Source organism: Lysinibacillus sp. RU7 (assembly GCF_057837305.1).
Genome location: NZ_JBYQFK010000017.1, coordinates 89200 through 106625, shown reverse-complemented (window position 1 = coordinate 106625; position 17426 = coordinate 89200). Strand labels below are relative to the sequence as shown.

Annotated in this window: 20 protein-coding genes; 7 read left to right on the top strand and 13 right to left on the bottom strand. The window is 37.3% G+C overall.

Annotated elements, in window-relative coordinates:
- Positions 1-69: 69 nt before the first annotated feature.
- The gene (locus AC3II9_RS13595; protein WP_489156237.1) at positions 70-255 is read left to right on the top strand and encodes an ATP-binding protein; all 186 of its coding nucleotides are present in this window, start codon (positions 70-72) and stop codon (positions 253-255) included.
- A gap of 133 nt (positions 256-388) precedes the next feature.
- Here the strand turns inward: AC3II9_RS13595 and AC3II9_RS13590 are convergent, their stop codons facing one another.
- Positions 389-841: a nucleoside deaminase gene (locus AC3II9_RS13590; RefSeq protein WP_489156235.1), complete on the bottom strand. Its 453-nt coding sequence runs from the start codon at positions 839-841 to the stop codon at positions 389-391.
- 348 nt (positions 842-1189) lie between these two features.
- On the opposite strand from AC3II9_RS13590, the gene ahpC reads away from it, so the two are divergent.
- Together ahpC and ahpF are read left to right on the top strand one after the other, a co-directional pair.
- The gene (ahpC, locus tag AC3II9_RS13585; RefSeq protein ID WP_489156233.1) at positions 1190-1753 is read left to right on the top strand and encodes an alkyl hydroperoxide reductase subunit C; all 564 of its coding nucleotides are present in this window, start codon (positions 1190-1192) and stop codon (positions 1751-1753) included.
- Between the two features lie 14 nt (positions 1754-1767).
- The gene (gene ahpF / locus AC3II9_RS13580; RefSeq protein WP_489156231.1) at positions 1768-3297 is read left to right on the top strand and encodes an alkyl hydroperoxide reductase subunit F; all 1530 of its coding nucleotides are present in this window, start codon (positions 1768-1770) and stop codon (positions 3295-3297) included.
- A 46-nt stretch (positions 3298-3343) separates the two neighbouring features.
- Here the strand turns inward: ahpF and AC3II9_RS13575 are convergent, their stop codons facing one another.
- On the bottom strand, positions 3344-4732 hold the full coding sequence (locus AC3II9_RS13575) for an aldehyde dehydrogenase (protein ID WP_489156229.1): 1389 nt from the start codon (positions 4730-4732) through the stop codon (positions 3344-3346).
- Between the two features lie 267 nt (positions 4733-4999).
- Here AC3II9_RS13575 and AC3II9_RS13570 point away from each other — a divergent pair, with 267 nt between their 5' ends.
- Entirely contained in the window at positions 5000-5152 is a 153-nt protein-coding gene (locus tag AC3II9_RS13570) for a hypothetical protein (RefSeq protein ID WP_391376082.1), read from the top strand.
- Positions 5153-5278: 126 nt separating this feature from the next.
- On the top strand, positions 5279-5782 hold the full coding sequence (locus AC3II9_RS13565; protein WP_489156227.1) for a hypothetical protein: 504 nt from the start codon (positions 5279-5281) through the stop codon (positions 5780-5782).
- An 85-nt stretch (positions 5783-5867) separates the two neighbouring features.
- Here the strand turns inward: AC3II9_RS13565 and corA are convergent, their stop codons facing one another.
- The 3 genes from corA to AC3II9_RS13550 form a co-directional block, all read right to left on the bottom strand.
- Entirely contained in the window at positions 5868-6824 is a 957-nt protein-coding gene (gene corA, locus AC3II9_RS13560; protein ID WP_489156225.1) for a magnesium/cobalt transporter CorA, read from the bottom strand.
- Positions 6825-7693: 869 nt separating this feature from the next.
- The gene (locus tag AC3II9_RS13555; protein WP_489156223.1) at positions 7694-8737 is read right to left on the bottom strand and encodes an acyl-CoA dehydrogenase family protein; all 1044 of its coding nucleotides are present in this window, start codon (positions 8735-8737) and stop codon (positions 7694-7696) included.
- A 22-nt stretch (positions 8738-8759) separates the two neighbouring features.
- Positions 8760-9275 (bottom strand): DUF4242 domain-containing protein, encoded by a 516-nt coding sequence (locus AC3II9_RS13550; RefSeq protein ID WP_489156221.1) that lies wholly within the window; start codon positions 9273-9275, stop codon positions 8760-8762.
- A gap of 102 nt (positions 9276-9377) precedes the next feature.
- On the opposite strand from AC3II9_RS13550, the gene AC3II9_RS13545 reads away from it, so the two are divergent.
- Positions 9378-9803, top strand: a complete 426-nt coding sequence (locus tag AC3II9_RS13545; RefSeq protein WP_489156219.1) for a winged helix-turn-helix transcriptional regulator — start codon at positions 9378-9380, stop codon at positions 9801-9803.
- Between the two features lie 16 nt (positions 9804-9819).
- On the opposite strand, the gene AC3II9_RS13540 is transcribed toward AC3II9_RS13545, so the two are convergent.
- The 8 genes from AC3II9_RS13540 to AC3II9_RS13505 form a co-directional block, all read right to left on the bottom strand.
- Complete coding sequence (locus tag AC3II9_RS13540; RefSeq protein WP_489156217.1) at positions 9820-10578, bottom strand: ABC transporter permease; 759 nt, start codon at positions 10576-10578, stop codon at positions 9820-9822.
- 23 nt (positions 10579-10601) lie between these two features.
- Positions 10602-11543, bottom strand: coding sequence for an ABC transporter substrate-binding protein (locus AC3II9_RS13535; RefSeq protein WP_489156215.1), 942 nt, complete (start codon positions 11541-11543; stop codon positions 10602-10604).
- A gap of 10 nt (positions 11544-11553) precedes the next feature.
- The gene (locus tag AC3II9_RS13530) at positions 11554-12333 is read right to left on the bottom strand and encodes an ABC transporter ATP-binding protein (protein ID WP_489156213.1); all 780 of its coding nucleotides are present in this window, start codon (positions 12331-12333) and stop codon (positions 11554-11556) included.
- A gap of 233 nt (positions 12334-12566) precedes the next feature.
- On the bottom strand, positions 12567-13142 hold the full coding sequence (locus AC3II9_RS13525) for an RloB family protein (RefSeq protein ID WP_391376090.1): 576 nt from the start codon (positions 13140-13142) through the stop codon (positions 12567-12569).
- Complete coding sequence (locus tag AC3II9_RS13520) at positions 13139-14416, bottom strand: AAA family ATPase (protein ID WP_489156211.1); 1278 nt, start codon at positions 14414-14416, stop codon at positions 13139-13141. The genes AC3II9_RS13525 and AC3II9_RS13520 overlap by 4 nt, the downstream gene beginning before the upstream one ends.
- Before the next feature lie 96 nt (positions 14417-14512).
- Positions 14513-15040: a YceI family protein gene (locus AC3II9_RS13515; RefSeq protein ID WP_489156209.1), complete on the bottom strand. Its 528-nt coding sequence runs from the start codon at positions 15038-15040 to the stop codon at positions 14513-14515.
- A gap of 216 nt (positions 15041-15256) precedes the next feature.
- Complete coding sequence (locus tag AC3II9_RS13510; protein ID WP_489156207.1) at positions 15257-15871, bottom strand: thermonuclease family protein; 615 nt, start codon at positions 15869-15871, stop codon at positions 15257-15259.
- Between the two features lie 92 nt (positions 15872-15963).
- The gene (locus AC3II9_RS13505; protein WP_391376102.1) at positions 15964-16551 is read right to left on the bottom strand and encodes a phosphatidylglycerophosphatase A family protein; all 588 of its coding nucleotides are present in this window, start codon (positions 16549-16551) and stop codon (positions 15964-15966) included.
- A 116-nt stretch (positions 16552-16667) separates the two neighbouring features.
- Here AC3II9_RS13505 and AC3II9_RS13500 point away from each other — a divergent pair, with 116 nt between their 5' ends.
- Positions 16668-17387 (top strand): alpha/beta hydrolase, encoded by a 720-nt coding sequence (locus AC3II9_RS13500; protein ID WP_489156205.1) that lies wholly within the window; start codon positions 16668-16670, stop codon positions 17385-17387.
- The last annotated feature ends 39 nt before the right edge of the window (positions 17388-17426 follow it).

Genomic DNA, 17426 nt, shown 5'->3' with positions numbered 1-17426 from the left:
AACTTCAGTTCATTTTGAACGCTAGTTGCCTTTTTTTGATTGTTCATTTAAAAAAATGTAAGTTTTTCAGTGCCCTCATTAGAGCGTATTTTTGAGCCATTCTATACTACGAAATCTAAAGGGACTGGCCTTGGGATGATGATTATAAATAAAATTATTCAAGACCACCAAGGAACGATTACAATTCAAAGTGAAGAAAACATCGGTACAAGCATTTTAATTAGTTTCCCAAATATCATTACGGAAGTAAGTTAGGTTAAATAACAGCAAAGAGCAAGCTATATCCGTAACGATGTAACTTGCTCTTTATAAAATAAATGCCATTCTACATTCTCAAAAAATCCATCTTAAATGAGAATGAAAGTTCAAAAAATCCTCTTGTTTCAATTTACGCTTGCTCTTTCCAAAGTTGCATTGGGTTTTTTTGCTCTTCTGTTAACTTCATCTGTTTGATTGTAAGTGCTCGTTCTTCCCTTTTCTTTTGCAACTCTCCATAAATAAATTGTGATTTCTCCAGTCCTACTCCAGCTGCATCTTCTACGGACTGACAATAAAATACCGTCTCCACTCCCGCAAAATACATCGCTGTTAAACACATGGCGCAAGGTTCTCCACTCGCATACATCGTATAACCTGTTAACTGATGAGTTTGTATCTTTTCCTGTGCTCTTCTGATCGCTAACAATTCCGCATGCCCACTAATATCATATGATTTATGTAACTCATTCACACCTTCTGCTACAATTTGATCATCTTTCACAAGCACGGCACCAAAAGGCTGTCCACCTTCCTGCACATTTTGAATAGCTAATTCCACTGCTCGTTTCATAAATTGATCCATATTTATGCCTCCCACCTATTTATTCACTATTAACTTATCTCATTATGAACGATATTTCTATACTTATTACTGTAGTTACTGCGATTGTTTATAAAAATTTATTCGGTAATATTCGGAAGATTTATGTCTAATTTTCGACATTTTTGCGAAACCTATTGTAGTCAAACGTGCGTGAACCTTATCACTTGGGGATTGTTTCATCTATAATATGCATAATTGGGGAGAATTCAGGATATGATGAGGGTTGACAAACCCAGCCGTTTTCCACCATAATTTCCACATAGGCAATAATTATTATAAAAAAGGAATTATTGCAATTACCTTATGTAATCAAGGAGGAAGTAAACAATGTCATTAATCGGTAAAGTAGTAGAACCATTTTCAGCAAAAGCTTATCACAAAGGTGAATTCATCGATGTATCATCAGAAAACTTCAAAGGTCAATGGAGCGTAGTTTGCTTCTACCCAGCAGACTTCACTTTCGTATGCCCAACGGAATTAGAAGATCTTCAAAACCAATACGCAACATTAAAAGAGTTAGGTGCAGAAGTTTACTCAGTATCAACTGATACACACTTCACACACAAAGCTTGGCATGATTCTTCACCAGCAATCGGTAAAATCGAATACATCATGATTGGTGATCCATCTCACACAATTTCTCGCACTTTTGATGTGTTAGACGAAGAAGCAGGTCTTGCACAACGCGGTACATTCATCATCGATCCAGACGGTGTTGTACAAACTGTTGAAATTAACGCTGACGGTATCGGTCGTGACGCTTCAACTTTAGTAAATAAAATTAAAGCGGCTCAATACGTACGTAACAATCCAGGCGAAGTTTGTCCAGCAAAATGGCAAGAAGGTGCTGAAACACTTAAACCAAGCCTTGACTTAGTAGGTAAAATCTAAGGAGAAGATTCCTAATGAAATTAGATGCAGAAATTAAAGCACAGTTAGCGCAATATTTAGAGCTGTTAGAAGGCGATATCGTGCTAAAAGTAAGCGTGGGCTCAGACGATGTATCACGCGACATGCTTGCTTTAGTAGATGAATTAAAATCAATGTCTTCTCTTATCCAAGTGGAACAAGTATCGCTACATAGAACGCCTAGCTTTAGCGTAAACCGTGTTGGCGAAGACACAGGTATCGTGTTTGCTGGTGTTCCACTAGGACATGAATTTACATCATTAGTGCTAGCACTACTACAAGTTAGTGGTCGTGCACCGAAAGTAGACCAAAACGTCATTGATCAAATTAAAAATATCAAAGGCGAATATCGATTCGAAACATATGTGAGCTTAAGTTGTCACAACTGTCCGGATGTTGTACAAGCACTGAACATTATGAGTGTGTTAAATCCGAACATTTCGCACACAATGATCGACGGCGCAGCATTTAAAGAAGAAGTGGAAAGCAAAGATATTATGGCCGTACCAACAGTCTTCTTAAATGGGGAAACATTCGGTAGCGGACGTATGACATTAGAAGAGATTTTAGGCAAATTAGGTGGCGGTCCAGACGCTTCAGAATTCGATAACAAAGAACCTTTCGATGTACTTGTTGTAGGCGGTGGTCCAGCAGGGGCAAGTGCAGCAATTTATGCAGCGCGTAAAGGCATTCGTACAGGTATTGTGGCAGAACGCTTTGGTGGTCAAGTAAATGACACATTAGCAATCGAAAATATTATCGGTACAAAGGCAACAGAAGGGCCAAAATTTGTGGCCAGCCTTGAAGAGCATGTAAAAGATTACCCAATCGATGTGATGAACTTACAACGTGCAACACGTTTAGAGAAAAAAGAGTTCATCGAAATCGAACTTGAAAATGGGGCTGTACTGAAAAGTAAAACAGTCATTCTTTCAACAGGGGCTCGTTGGCGCAATGTAGGAGCTCCAGGTGAAGCCGAATTCAAAAATAAAGGTGTAGCGTACTGTCCACACTGTGATGGCCCTCTATTTGCAGGGAAAGATGTAGCGGTGATCGGTGGTGGTAACTCTGGTATCGAAGCAGCAATCGACCTTGCAGGGATTGTAAACCATGTAACGGTTCTTGAATTCATGCCAGAGCTAAAGGCAGACCAAGTATTACAAAATCGCCTTTATAGCTTACCGAATGTAACGGTGCTAAAAAATGTACAAACAAAAGAAATTACAGGTACAGATAAAGTAGATGGTATTTCGTATATTGACCGTGAGTCTGGCGAAGAACACCATATCGATTTACAAGGTGTGTTCATTTTAATCGGTCTTGTGCCAAACACAGACTGGTTAGGTGATCAACTTGAAAAAACACGTATGGGTGAAATCGTTGTGGATAAGCACGGGGCTACAACAATCCCTGGTGTGTTCGCAGCGGGCGACTGTACAGATAGTGCTTATAAGCAAATCATCATCTCTATGGGCTCAGGTGCAACAGCTGCACTAGGCGCCTTTGATTATCTCATCCGTAATTAAAATGTGCGAAAAGAAGGCTCGCTGTCATTGACAGCGAGCCTATTATTTATTTCATAATGGTACGCACTAATTTTACTTTTTGTTTGTATGGTGGGAATAATAAATTATTCGCTAATTTATTGGAGCGCTTTAAGATAGACTTCGGATGCGTAAAGTTTTCAAAGCTCGCCTTTCCGTGATAAGCCTTCACACCAGAAGGACCTACCCCACCGAATGGTAAATGAACATTACCAACATGAGTGATGACATCATTAATGCAACCACCGCCAAATGGCAACTCTTCTAAAAAGTAATCAATCGCCTGCTCATTTTCAGAAAATAAATAGGCAGCAAGTGGCTTCGGTAGCTTCCTTACACAATGGATAACACGCGGTAAATCTTCATAAGCCATGATTGGCATAATGGGACCAAATAGCTCGTCCTCCATGACGGGGCTATTCCAATCAACATTTTCAATAATTGTTGGCTCGATATATAAATCCTCGCTATCTATTTTTCCACCAAATGTAATATTGGCCCTTTCTGCTTGTAAAATGGCCTCTAAACGGCGGAACTGACGCTCGTTTATAATACGGCCAAAATCTTTACTTGTTTGTGCGTCCTGACCATAGAAGTTCATAATCGTTTTTTGCATGATTTTTACAAACTTTTTATAAACAGAGCGCTGGACAAGTACATAATCTGGAGCTACACATGTTTGCCCAGCATTGTTGAATTTTCCCCAAGCAATGCGTTTCGCTGCGACTTCTAAATTAGCAGTTTGATCGACAATTGCGGGGCTTTTACCGCCAAGCTCTAAAGCAATTGGTGTTAGACGCTCTGCTGCTGCCTTTGCTACGATTTTTCCGACTGCTACACTTCCTGTAAAGAAAATGTAATCAAACGGTGCATGAATCAGTGCTGTCACTTCTTCTTTTTCACCTTCCACAACACGCACATAACGAGGCTCAAATGCTTCCTCAAGTATTTTTTTCACAATTGCCGCTGTATGTACGCTGGATTCAGACGGTTTCACAATCGCTGTATTTCCACCAATAATAGCACCAATTAACGGTTCCATCACTAATTGGAATGGATAATTGAACGGCGCGATAATCAGGACAACACCGTATGGTTCACGCACAATCAAGCTTTTTCCTGGCTGGAATTGAATCGGCGTTTTCACCATTTCAGGCTTCATCCATGCCTCAATATTTTTTAACATATACGAAATTGAATCGTACACAATGCCAATTTCTGTTGCATACGCCTCAAATTCACTCTTATGCAAATCCTGCTGTAATGCTTGTACGACATCTTGCTCATATTTTTTTATTGTTTCCTTTAATTTTAAAAGCTGATTTTTACGAAACATCACATCTTTTGTGGCACGTGTGAAATAAAAAGTACGCTGTTCATCAATCATTTGTTCAACATCTAGCTGTGTATAACGCATAACCATATCCTCCTCTTTTATAAAGCAAGAACATTATTTTATAATATCAACACTTCACTTAAACAGAGCTTTAAAAAAATTTATGCATAATCTATATTCAATCACACATATTAACGATATAGATTACATAAATAATCTATAAAATCCTTTGTGGCTTTTCAGAAATCGTAACATTTGCTTTAGCCGTTTACAAATGAATAGCTAAGGTGCCAAAATTTTCCGAATAATAAGACATGTAGTTTTAGCGAAAAGAAGGAGGCAATTTTTATGATTATTACTGAAACATGGTGGGAAACAATTTTTTCTGGTGTACTAGCAATTGGTATTAACGAAGAAAAGATGCATCAATTAGAAGACGAATCATTCCTCTTTTATAAGGAACAATTGCCTAAAGAATACGACGATGAACATGCTATTTAACAAACTAGAGGTGGCTCTGTCTTCGAGTCACCTCTTTTATGATGGATTTTACAACTACTGATTTGCATTTATAATTATTCCTTCGTATAATCCCAAATAGAACAACTAGGAACGTGAGGGACTATAATGTTTAGAAAATTCACGAAGCTATACATGGTTTTATTATTCCTTTTAATTATTGTTGGCGGTATCAATATTTTCATGGTAGATGAACCAAGCGATCAGCAACAAAATCAGCTGGAAAACAGAGTAACACAAACAACACCAGGTTACTCAACAATGACCACTATCGCACAAATTTCAACTACACATCTATTGGAGAATGCCATTTTAGATATTCAAGTAACACCAACGGACGATAAAGAAGATGTATTATTACAATTACAAACATCCGAGTTTTTAACAGAAGATATGCTATTAAAAAATACGTATAATATGCTACAAGATATCCAAAAAATCGAAACAATTGATACATTTACATTCGCTTGGTATATGCTCATAAAAAGTGAAAATACAGAAGTATTAGCACTTACATTGGACCGAGAAGGATTAAATAAAGTCGTTACTACTTCTTATCAAGAGTTACCTACTATTGCCACAGACTATAAAAAGCATGAGGTGTTGCAATAACATAATTCTTCCTTAACTGTTTTAGATGAAGTTTTGAATAGTGATAATCCTATTTTTACAGCACCACCATTCGTCCAACAAGTAATTATTGGAACCATCCCTTTCTCCTAAACCAAAGATACATCAATACGCCAATGATCAACATTATGCCTAGAGAAAGGAAATAACCATATTTCCAAGTTAATTCAGGTATATTTTCAAAGTTCATTCCATATATCCCTGCGATAAAAGTTAAGGGAGCAAAAATAGATGTAATAATTGTTAAAACTTTCATTACATTATTCGTTTGGTGAGCATTCAATGACAAATAACTGTCTCTTATATCCGCAGTCAACTCTCGATTCGACATAACCATTTCTGATAATTTCAATAAATGATCATAAATATCAGAAAAATATTCTCTTCTATTCTTAATTTCAATTAAATGATGGGAATTTAACATACGGTAAAGCAAATCCCTCATTGGGTTAACCGTGTGCCTTAAATTCAATAACATATATCTTGTATCAAATAATTGAGTCATTAAATTATTCATCGATTTATTTTGTGTATTATGTTCAATTTTGTCTAATTCATCTTCAATCTTATAAATAAGTGGGAAGTAGTTGTCTACAATCTTGTCCAAAATTTGATAAAACACATAAAAAGTATCCCATTTATCCAAGTTTTTTTGAGCAAACAATCGATCCCTCACTTGGGTTACTTCGTTCGACGGTTTCCGATGAAAAGTAACGACAAATTTTTCTCCAACAAAAAAATCTAATTGTTCTTTTATAATTTCTTTATTTTCCTCCTTCACAATATGTGTCACATAAAAAGTATGATTATCATAATAATCTAATTTAGGTCTTTGTAACCTATAGACACAATCTTCAATGGCAAGGGGATGAAAATGAAAAGTATCTGCTAAATGCCGTATTTCTTCATCCGTAGGGGCATTAAAATCCACCCAAACCCACTTATAGTTAGACAAATTCACATGACTTAAAGTGATTTCTTTTTCCAGGGTATTCTCATAAGTCACACCAATAAAATTAATCATGATTTAACACCTTCTACTCATTATTTCCAGCTCTAGTAGTTGCAGAATAATGGATAATACATTGCATTGTATTGTGTGACTTATATGTCAAAATGATGCACTACCCTTTTTATTGTTTTATACGGTTACCTCTTAAAATTTCATCCTTATAACTCGTAATGAGCAAAGATTCATCATAAAAATTCCAGGTAAATAGTAAGAGCTATTAAAAGAAAGCATAATCGTAGCCTCCGCGCTTTGCCACAGCCTACACAGGAGCTAAAACAGGCGCGGCCTGTTTGGATCTCCTGTTCCGGCTCCTGTGGCTATGGCGCGCTACGGCAAAAGTAAATACTTCTCAATATTCTAGAAAAAATTTCTCTTATCTAAAAGCAATCATTTTCTTTTAGTTTGCATGTATAATCGCTCAAGCTTTTACTTTCATCAATGAGGGTCTTTCATTATTTTTTAGAAATCCATTATTTTATGGAACAACAGTTGCTTGTAGTGGAGGCACGAGAGTGTAGCTGACGGCATTACGCCTTTCGCTACAGAACACAGCTTCCTACGGGAAAAGCGAGACAATCAAGACCCCGCAGGAAATTTATTTGCGACGAAAGCGTAGCGACAGGAGCACCGAAGCATGAGCGACGAGGAGGCTTGATCTCGCCCGTGGAAAGCGAGTGCCGGAGCGGAAAGCAACCATTACCCAAATGGAAATATACGTTCTTAATTTATTCGTTATGAACTTATAAAACAAAAAGTACACCACTTAATTATTAAGTGATGTACTGCATTGAATATATTAGGTCACATGAAAGGCAATCCCTTACAATAAGAGTAAGTAATCGCTGGTCTTTCATTTTACAGAGTCCTACGCGCTATTTATTTCATTGCAATTTTGCTTTTATTTTTTCTAAATGACGAACAGTCGGTGTTAAGTTAGCAAAGAAATAGGCTTCGCGTAATTTACGAGAGGCAATGCTACCTGCTACATAGCCTGCTGCACCATTATGAAGCATATTCGCCTGTACTGCCTCTAATGTATCCTGAACTGCTTGTAGGCGTGTTTCTACAATATTGTTTAATGAAACATTTTTCGCTTGCGCATACAGTTCATTCATAATGCGGTCATAGTTTTCATATAGCTTGTTCGCTTGCACTTGCAAATACTCATTACAACCGTTTTGCTTCGCCTTGACCTTTTCAATTCCTGCTGCTGCTGCTGCAATAACACCTGCGCCAAGTGGTACTTGATAATAAATAAATGTCGGACGAATGATTTCACAAAAGGCACCTGCTAATTCAGCAATCACTTGCTCTTGTGGGATAAAGACATGATCGAATTTACACGTATATGTTGCACTCCCATTCACACCGATAAAACCGACCTTCTCTTTTAACTCAAGTCCTTTTGTTTGTGTTGATACAAGCACCATGACTTCTTGCTTCCCTACACTCGCGATTGCACCAAAATAATGGCGCTTCCCTAGATTGGAAACAGCAGGTAAAATACCGTTTATGACATAGCCACCTTCTACCTTTTCAGCAGACAGGTGTAATTTTTCAAGCCCTGAGTAAAATTTCATTGGATTCGATAAGCCTGTTGCACCTAATAATTCACCATTTTCTAGCTTCGGCAAAAGCTCTGTTCGCAAATATTGATTGCTCGACTTTCGAATATACGTTAGAGCAGCTAAATGGCACCATACACAAAACGCCGTTGTCATACAAACCTTTGCTGTTTCTAACACAACGAATGCTTCATCCTGCAAAATTGTGGCCTCGTCTTTTGTCGTAGAATCGAAGAATCCTGCTTCTCCTAATGCGATTATATAATCCTCCGCATAAAACGCCTGTTCATCTACTTTTTTTACGACAGGCTTTAATTTTTCATCGATGATTGCCTGTAAACGCTTTGTATCAATCGCCATTTGCCCTCTTCCTTCCTATCCTTTAGTCTGCTAATTCTGTTAATGACGTAATTGGTGTTTGTACTGCTTCACGTGCACGTTTTACTGCTGCCTCGTCTGGTGCATCATAGAAACATAAGCATTTTGTCATGTCTTCACATACATACGTGCGTGAGAATTTTACATCTGGTACTTCCTCATATTTTACCGAGTTTTTCTTTTTACGCTCTAAATATTTTTCCATAGTGATTTCTGCTGGAATCTCCCACTCTACTAAGTAGTTTACTTGTTCTCCACCAGCTTTTACTTCGTCTAATTCTTTACCAATTAAACGTACTTCTTTTACTAAATCAATCGCTACACCTTGCGCTTCTAATGCTGATTTTGCTGTCGCTTCAGCATCTGCTTCAATGATGAAATAGGCACGTGTAAAGCCTTTTGCTACTTGTACCTCAATGACATTTACAGCATCTGTTCCATTTACTTTTTCAACTAATGTTGAAAATCCCTCTTTTGTCGATACCTCGTTAATTGTTGATTCTACTAAAAATAAAGCCATTTGAAATTCCTCCTATAGATTAATTTTTTTAAGTAAATTAATTTTTACTACTCGCATTACATAAATTTAATGCTTATACTAATGTTACAAGGAGGTCTCACAATGAAAACTCGCTATGACTTACCGTGTAATATTGCACAAACATTAAATATTCTAGGTGATCGATGGACATTACTCATTATCCACGAACTGATGATTGGTGTATCAAATTTCAATGATATTAAGCTAAAACTCCCTGGTCTTTCAGCAAATGTCTTATCCAGTCGATTAAAAGAACTTGAAGAGGCTGGTATCGCAAAGTCTGAGCTATATGTTAGTCATCCTCCGCGCTACCGCTACACACTTACTGACAAAGGCCTCGCACTTGAACATGTATTCAATGCGATGATTATTTGGGGTGCTGAACACCTTGAAACTTGCTACAAAGAAATTGTTGATGATGACGAGCATCGCGTTGAAGTTGGCTATTATTCAAGCAAAACTGGCGAACGTGTTGAACATATACATATTCGTCCTGTTAAAGCCTGAAGCTTCAGGCTTTTTATTATGCTTTCATACCGCCCCAAATGCGATTGACCCACGCCTCAAAATAATGGATAAGCTTATCTAACATAAGACCAAGCACACCAATCACAACAATACCTGCCATGACAACATCAAGACTTAATGAGTTTCGCGCATCAACAATTAAAAAACCAAGACCTGATTGTGCGCCAACCATTTCGCCTGCTACTAGGAAAATCCAAGCAGTCCCTAACGCCATATGGAGACCATTTGCGATCATCGGGAATGAAGCTGGAAGAACAATTTTTCGCAATGTTTCTGCTTGAGACATTTCTAAGTTTGCGGCGATACGTAAATACGTTTTATCCACTTTTTTCACTGCGGATACAGTCGATAATAGCACCGGGAAAAACGCAGCGATGAAAATAATGATAATCGCTGGCATATTCCCAATACCGAACCATAAGACGATAAATGGTGACCACGCAATTGGTGATACGGGACGTAGTACTTGTACGATTGGATCCAGTACAGACCAAATAGTCGGTAATCGACCAAGCACTAATCCAAGTACAACTGCTACAACAACGGCCAATAAATAACCTGTAAAGAAGCGAAATAAACTAATTTGTATATGTGTAAAAATGGAGCCATCTGAGACGATGGACACCAATGCTTCTCCCACTTTGGATGGCGGAGGGAAAAGCGCTGCCTGATGTCCACCAACGACTGTAGCAATTTGCCACAATGCAATGAGTAAAATAATTCCAATAACGATTGGTGAAAGTTTCTTTAACATAGCATTGCTACCCTCCGTCAGTATTAGTTAAATAAAGTTGGATCTACGAAATCCTCGTAAGCTGGTGGATTTTCAGATAAACCCATTTCAAGTAGTGCCTCACGTAAAACGGCATAACTTTCTTCTTCGATTTTTAAGTTATCGTATGAAATCCACTCTAGTGATAAATCTAAAACATTTTCTTCTACTGTTAAGTATTCATTTACTACTTCATGTGTGTGAGCATCTTTTGCTTCTGCTAACTCGCCAGCTGCTACATAATCGCCTACGAAGCTTTTTGCTAATTCACGATTTTTGTCGATAAATTGACCACGTAATACTAACCCACAGTCGATGGAATCTTGCCAAATTTCTTGTGATTGGTAAAGCACTTTACCATTTTCAAGTGCCACTGAAATCGCCCCAAATGGCTCTGCTACTACATAGCCTGCAATACGACCTTCCGCTAATGCAGCTGGCATTTCTGCTGGTGGTAGTTCAATAACATTAACATCTTCATAAGCAATTCCATGTTTTTGCAACATCTCGTATAGCAAAATATTATGTGTCGAGAAACGACTTGGAATAGCGAATGATTCCCCTTTTAAATCTTCTACTGATTCAATCTGTGGTGCACCGACTAATACGTTGCCATCGCGGTGACCAAGTGCAACTGCCTTTAAATCAATGCCTTTTTCCTTTGCATTCATTGCTAGCTGAATCAGTACCGATGCCCCGTCAATAGCTCCTGTATTTAAGGCATCCATCAACTCTGGCCATGAACCGAATTTCACTAATTCTAACTTGTACTCTTCATATTCACTGTCTGTTTGCATATAAAGCGGCACGGCATGTGTGATAGGTAAATAACCAATTTTTATTGTTGGCTTTTCACCTTCAGCTGACGAAGTGGTTGCCTCATCATTGCTGCACGCTGCAAGCACAAGTACGAACAATAATACGAATAATCCATAAACCTTTTTCATACTCTTCCTCCTAAATGTTGTATTCAATTGCTTGTTTATTGGTAAACTGGAATTCATTAAAGATTAGCTCACGATAATGCTGAAAATCAGAATCCGAGCGATCGCGTGGTTTCGAGCCATGAATTTTAATCTCTTTATGCACTTGCCCTGGGTTTGCACTCATAATAAAAATGCGGTCTGATAAATAAATTGCTTCATCAATATCGTGCGTAACAAGCACAATCGTTGTATGCTCTCGCTTTTGGATTTGAATCAGCTCATCTTGCAAATAATAGCGTGTAAATGTGTCAAGTGCCCCAAAAGGTTCATCCATTAAAATGACTTCTGGCTGAATAGCGAGTGCTCGTGCAATCGCTACACGTTGTTGCATCCCTCCTGATAACTCACTCGGAAATGCATTGGCACGGTCCGCAAGGCCTACCATTTGTAAATAGTCCTTTGCCCTTTGATGTATCTCTTCTTTTGAAAGGTTTAGCCCCTCTAACCCTAGCTCTACGTTTTTCTGTACAGAACGCCAAGGTAATAGTCCATAATTTTGCATTAACATCATACAGCGTTTGCTTGGCTTTTTTACTTCTTGCCCGTCCAGCAAAATACGTCCTCCATTTACTTGTTCAAAGCCTCCTATGCAATTCAGCAATGTACTTTTACCACAGCCACTTTTCCCTAAAATCGAAATGACTTCACCTTTTTCTACATCGAATGAAATATTACTTAAAACAAGTACATCCTGCCCCTGTGAAGCATAAGATTTTGATACTTGCTCAATTTTTACGATTGGTGTAGCCATACAATGTCACCTCTCTATTAAAACCTATAATTCAACTAGGTTTTATATATTTAAGGTTATTTTATTATACTCAATCCAATAAAACAACCCTAAATCTAAAATTATTCTATATTTTCTAAAAATTATTACGTACACCCGCTTTCTAATGCCATTAATAAAAAACAACTCGCGCCAAAATTGCGCGAGTTGTTGCTCTTCTTATGCGAATCTCTTTAACAATTTATACTTGATCCCTAAAAAACAATTTGAATCATTTCATGCACATTACAGTACGGATTATCACGGCTATCCGAATCACGTAGCTTCATCATTTCCATACAATTCCTTACGGCAACTTCGTGACGCAGCGCAATGGGTGCAATGACTTCAGCGTTTCCTTTATTTCGTATGTAGCGTGTAACACCAAGATATTCCTCCATTTTTTCATTCAGTAACGCACGAGGATATACTTGACTTACATCGATTTGTTCAAAATGTAAAAGTAGCCACAGTTCAAATGCTTCATTTGTATAAGCAATATTAATATTGTGTTGTATACAAAATGCATTCACCTCTTCTAATTGCCACTCTGTTAAATCATCTTTATCAAATACAATCCATACCTCATCAAATGGTTGATAGCTCGAATCACGGTATGCATGCTGTGCCAGCTTAATAGCAGAACGTTTTACATTTTTGATTTTGACACTCACCATTTTTGATCGCTTTAATATTTTCATTTGCTCGAAGTAAATACGTTCCGTTTCACCTTCACAATAAATGAGTATTGTCTTGCGTAAAGCAAGCCTTCCTCTTTCTCTCGTTCTCATTGTTCTTCCTCTCTTAAATATTGTTTTGATAAGTATTCATTAATAACCGGTGTTGCACCGAACTCCCCTTTTAAATAACGCTTCGCATATGAAATATCCGCGCGCTTTTTATGTAAATCTGCAAAATCAAATAGTGAATACAGCTCTGATTCATTTTTAAAGCTTTTATTCACAAACCAAATTTGATCTGAACGAAGCGGCTGATCTAGTAAATCAATCTCGTGGCTCGTCACGATAAACTGGTTACTGACATTTCGTTCACTATTCATAATCGCCATTAAAAATTCACAAATAGAGACGTGGAAGGCGGTATCAAACTCATCAATGAAAATGGTTTTGCCTTTATTATGTGCATCTACCATTACACTTGCTAAATACAACATGCGAATCGTCCCTTTAGAGTCCATCGTCCAATTAATCGTCTTGGTGCCAATCGGCGTTCCCTTATCATCATATGATAAATAATGGAGATCAATATCTATTTCTTGAATAATTGCATCTGCCATATCAAAATCATGTAAAATCGTATTTTTCTCTTTTCTTTCCACACGACGAGCGGTTAAATCCTGAATGGAGAAGTCCGCAATTTTTAAGAGCTTGAGTACTTCTTGCTTAAACACTTCATCCTCTAACTTACGAAGAAGCGGATGACTCGATAAACGATGCGATTCATCTAAAAAAATAATTTTGTTGAGGAACCAATCAAAAACTTTCGCTGCTTGCGGATCGTTAAAAACATTTAACAGGGATAAAAATGCCGTATTTGGACGTGTATAATTTTTTAACTCTGCATGCTTTTTCTTTGAAAACGTATATTCATATTCCTTCGTTTCTTCATTATATGTACGTATAAAAAAATGCTTCGTCGATAACTTCATTATTTTTGAAAAACGTTCAAATAAAATCTTGTCCGCACAATAATGAACTTCATATTCAAAAAATTCCCCATCTAATAGAAGCCCAATTAAAAACTCGGTTGGCTCCCCGTTGTTCTCACTAAGTTGAAATGGTTGATACGGTAATTTCATTTGAGTTACATTATTTAAACTCTCAAAATTAAATAACAGTGAACGAAGCACTTTAATGGCGGTAAATAAATTAGATTTACCACTGCCGTTTGGACCAAAAATAAATGCACTTTTCACCATATTTAATTTATGATGTGCTATCGTATGCGATGCTTTTAATTTGCGTATACGGCTACCTGCTACCATGGAAAACACTGTTTCTTCTTTATAAGATAAACAGTTTTTCACCTTAAAATCTACTAGCAAAAAAACTCCCTCATTTCTAAAACGATTATCGTTATTATAGCAAATTCAGACAAAAAAAGTCAGGAACCCCAAACGAATGGAATTCCTGTTGTTCATTTATTCAGCACGGTTTAATTCTAACTCGACAATAATTTTTATCTCTTTCCCTACAAGCACACCGCCTGTTTCAAGTGCAGCATTCCATGTTAAGCCAAATTCTTCACGATTAATTTTCGCCTCTGCCTCAAAGCCGTATACTTCTTGCCCCCAAGGATTTGTACCTTTACCGTTAAATTCTGTATGGAATGTTACTTGCTTTGTGACACCTTTAATGGTTAAGTTCCCTGTTACTTCATAACGGTCACTAGATTTTGTAATGTTTGTTGATTGAAACTGAATTGTTGGATACTGTGCTACATCAAAGAAATCAGCTGATTTTAAGTGATTGTCACGATCTTCACTTTTTGTGTTAATACTTGCCACATCAAACTCAAATGAAATATTTGCATCTGTTAAATCAGCTAAATCCGTTGCTTCTACCTCGGCTGTATACGAATCAAATCCACCTTTTACTTTTGATACCATCATATGTTTCACTTGGAAGCCAATGTGAGAATGTGATTGGTCTACTATATACTTTGTCATAAAAAATTCCTCCTCATTTTATCTCGAATTCGAGATATGGTATAAAAATATATACGATCAAAACGTCCCATTTATGACTAATGATGAAACATTTTGTTCGTACGCGTAAGCTAACACTTACTATTTATAACTTAGTTTATATTAGTAATCGATTTACGTCAAGTCATAATTAAAAATGCATATTCAACTATTTGAATATGCACACTTATAAATCATTTAATTATTAACTGCTTCTGGGTGAAACCCGTCCTTTTGGAAGTAATTATCGTATGACCAGATATTAATATCTTGTTGCTCGGCATCTGCTTGAATATCTCGGAATTGTTGTTCTAATGAATTGTTTGGCTTATTTACGTAGCGAACAGCTGCATACCCTTCTTTTAATAACGCTTCTTGCAACATCACACCATCTACATAAATATAAGCGAGTAATCGATCATAATGGTCTGTCTCTGGTCCTTTATCAAATAATAGCTGCACAGATTCAGCATTTTCTAGTAAGTTGATCGTAAATTTTTTCGCCTCTTCGGCAAATGGCATTGGGTCCCCTTTATCATAATTCATCTCCGGTGTATCAATCATCAATAAACGAACTCGCTTCTTTTCACCGTTCATATTCACACTAATTGTGTCGCCGTCATTCGCCGATACATAGTCAACAGCAAGGGGTGTGTTGCCTGTTATTTGCTCTGCCTCTTCTAATGGAATAAGTACAGAACTTTGTGTATCTTCTACTTTTTCTGGTGGTTTATCACCAAAAATCATATAAAGTGCTAGCGCTACTAAAACCGTACCACTTGTAATCAATGTTTTTATATCTTGTAGTTTCATCTCAACTTCTCCTTGTTTCGATCATCTCCAGTAATTATCATAAGTGATTTATACTAAAAACGCCATTTACTTTCACGTAAATGGCGCACTTTTTATATATCTTTTTTTGGTTTTGGCTTATTGTTTGGACCGAGCACAACAGGTGGGACATCCGCAAACGTTTCACCTTGTTCCTCTAAATCACGCATTCTATGAGCAATTCGGGATGCTGCACTCGCCGCAATGCTACCCACTAAATCATCTAAAAATGTATGAATACTTTGACCTGCTTTTGTATCTAACTTTTCAATAATGCCAATTTTTTGTTTATCTAAGTGACCGAAAGTTGTCACGGCAATACTACCATACGTAAATACAGAGCCGAGTGCAATTGTTTCATCGACACCAAATAATCCTTCATCGTTTTCAACAATTGATTGTAATGGTTGAGATAACATTTTTTTCTCTGCTAACTCATCGAGCTCGACACCGACTAGCACAGCATGCTGTACTTCACGTTTCCGTAAAACACGTTCAACGGACTTAATACAATGCTCAATTGTTAAACCGGGATTATATGTTTTTTGCATTTCATATACTATTTCTGCGATCGCTTCTACTGTAACCCCGCGGCGCTCTAATGCTGCATGTGTCGCAGCAGCTACTTCATCTGAATGCACGCGAACATTTTTGTTATTCATTACTAATCCTCATTTCTATTTATAGTTGGGATGGAAGAAAAGCACTTCTTATATTTTACACCTTTAAGATTTAATATGATACAATTTCCTTACAACCGAGAGAAGGAGTGACATAAGTGGATAAAGGAACAGTTAAAGATATTACTTTTTACAGTGAGTCTTTACAGGAACACATACAACTACTGATATACATCCCTGCAAACTATACTCCACTATATAAATATAATATTTTAATCGCATCCGATGGGAAAGATTATTTCCAGTTAGGTGGAATTCCTCGTTTAGCAGATGAGCTCATTGATGATTATGAAATCGAACACTTAATTATTGTCGGTGTACCCTATAAAAGTGTAGCAGACCGAAAGCGAAAATATATCCCATCTGGCGATCAACATGAAGCATACCTTCGCTTTTTAGCACATGAGCTAGTACCGTATTTAGATGCGGAATTTTCAACGATCCCATTAGGTTCAAATCGCGGATTAATCGGTGATTCAATGGCGGCCACAGTGTCATTACTAGCAGCGATTCAATACCCTAACATCTTTGGAAAGGCAATTTTACACTCGCCTTATGTGGATGATTTAGTCATGGATAAAGTACGGAACGCTACTCAACTTGATTTGCTATCCATTTATCATGTGATTGGTACGGATGAAGATGAAGTGATTTTACACGATAAAACCGTGAAGGACTTTTTAACACCTAACCGTGAAATGCATCAGCTAATGGTCAATATGGGGTTTAATACATTTTATGAAGAGTTTAAGGGCAATCATACGTGGAAATATTGGAAGCCTGACTTAAAGCGTGCTTTAATTGAAAATTTCGGCTAATCTTTGCAGTAGAATCGCGCAAATTTATACTATCTGTTA

What these genes read in the sequence shown, in the direction of transcription:
- AC3II9_RS13505 (WP_391376102.1), bottom strand. Translation starts at nt 16,551, where the DNA reads ATGAATAACAAAAATGTTCGCGTGCATTCAGATGAAGTAGCTGCTGCG.
- AC3II9_RS13550 (WP_489156221.1), bottom strand. Translation starts at nt 9,275, where the DNA reads ATGGCTTTATTTTTAGTAGAATCAACAATTAACGAGGTATCGACAAAA.
- ahpC (WP_489156233.1), top strand. Translation starts at nt 1,190, where the DNA reads ATGTCATTAATCGGTAAAGTAGTAGAACCATTTTCAGCAAAAGCTTAT.
- AC3II9_RS13570 (WP_391376082.1), top strand. Translation starts at nt 5,000, where the DNA reads ATGATTATTACTGAAACATGGTGGGAAACAATTTTTTCTGGTGTACTA.
- AC3II9_RS13525 (WP_391376090.1), bottom strand. Translation starts at nt 13,142, where the DNA reads ATGAGAACGAGAGAAAGAGGAAGGCTTGCTTTACGCAAGACAATACTC.
- ahpF (WP_489156231.1), top strand. Translation starts at nt 1,768, where the DNA reads ATGAAATTAGATGCAGAAATTAAAGCACAGTTAGCGCAATATTTAGAG.
- AC3II9_RS13515 (WP_489156209.1), bottom strand. Translation starts at nt 15,040, where the DNA reads ATGACAAAGTATATAGTAGACCAATCACATTCTCACATTGGCTTCCAA.
- corA (WP_489156225.1), bottom strand. Translation starts at nt 6,824, where the DNA reads ATGATTAATTTTATTGGTGTGACTTATGAGAATACCCTGGAAAAAGAA.
- AC3II9_RS13540 (WP_489156217.1), bottom strand. Translation starts at nt 10,578, where the DNA reads ATGTTAAAGAAACTTTCACCAATCGTTATTGGAATTATTTTACTCATT.
- AC3II9_RS13510 (WP_489156207.1), bottom strand. Translation starts at nt 15,871, where the DNA reads ATGAAACTACAAGATATAAAAACATTGATTACAAGTGGTACGGTTTTA.
- AC3II9_RS13530 (WP_489156213.1), bottom strand. Translation starts at nt 12,333, where the DNA reads ATGGCTACACCAATCGTAAAAATTGAGCAAGTATCAAAATCTTATGCT.
- AC3II9_RS13535 (WP_489156215.1), bottom strand. Translation starts at nt 11,543, where the DNA reads ATGAAAAAGGTTTATGGATTATTCGTATTATTGTTCGTACTTGTGCTT.
- AC3II9_RS13545 (WP_489156219.1), top strand. Translation starts at nt 9,378, where the DNA reads ATGAAAACTCGCTATGACTTACCGTGTAATATTGCACAAACATTAAAT.
- AC3II9_RS13565 (WP_489156227.1), top strand. Translation starts at nt 5,279, where the DNA reads ATGTTTAGAAAATTCACGAAGCTATACATGGTTTTATTATTCCTTTTA.
- AC3II9_RS13555 (WP_489156223.1), bottom strand. Translation starts at nt 8,737, where the DNA reads ATGGCGATTGATACAAAGCGTTTACAGGCAATCATCGATGAAAAATTA.
- AC3II9_RS13590 (WP_489156235.1), bottom strand. Translation starts at nt 841, where the DNA reads ATGGATCAATTTATGAAACGAGCAGTGGAATTAGCTATTCAAAATGTG.
- AC3II9_RS13575 (WP_489156229.1), bottom strand. Translation starts at nt 4,732, where the DNA reads ATGCGTTATACACAGCTAGATGTTGAACAAATGATTGATGAACAGCGT.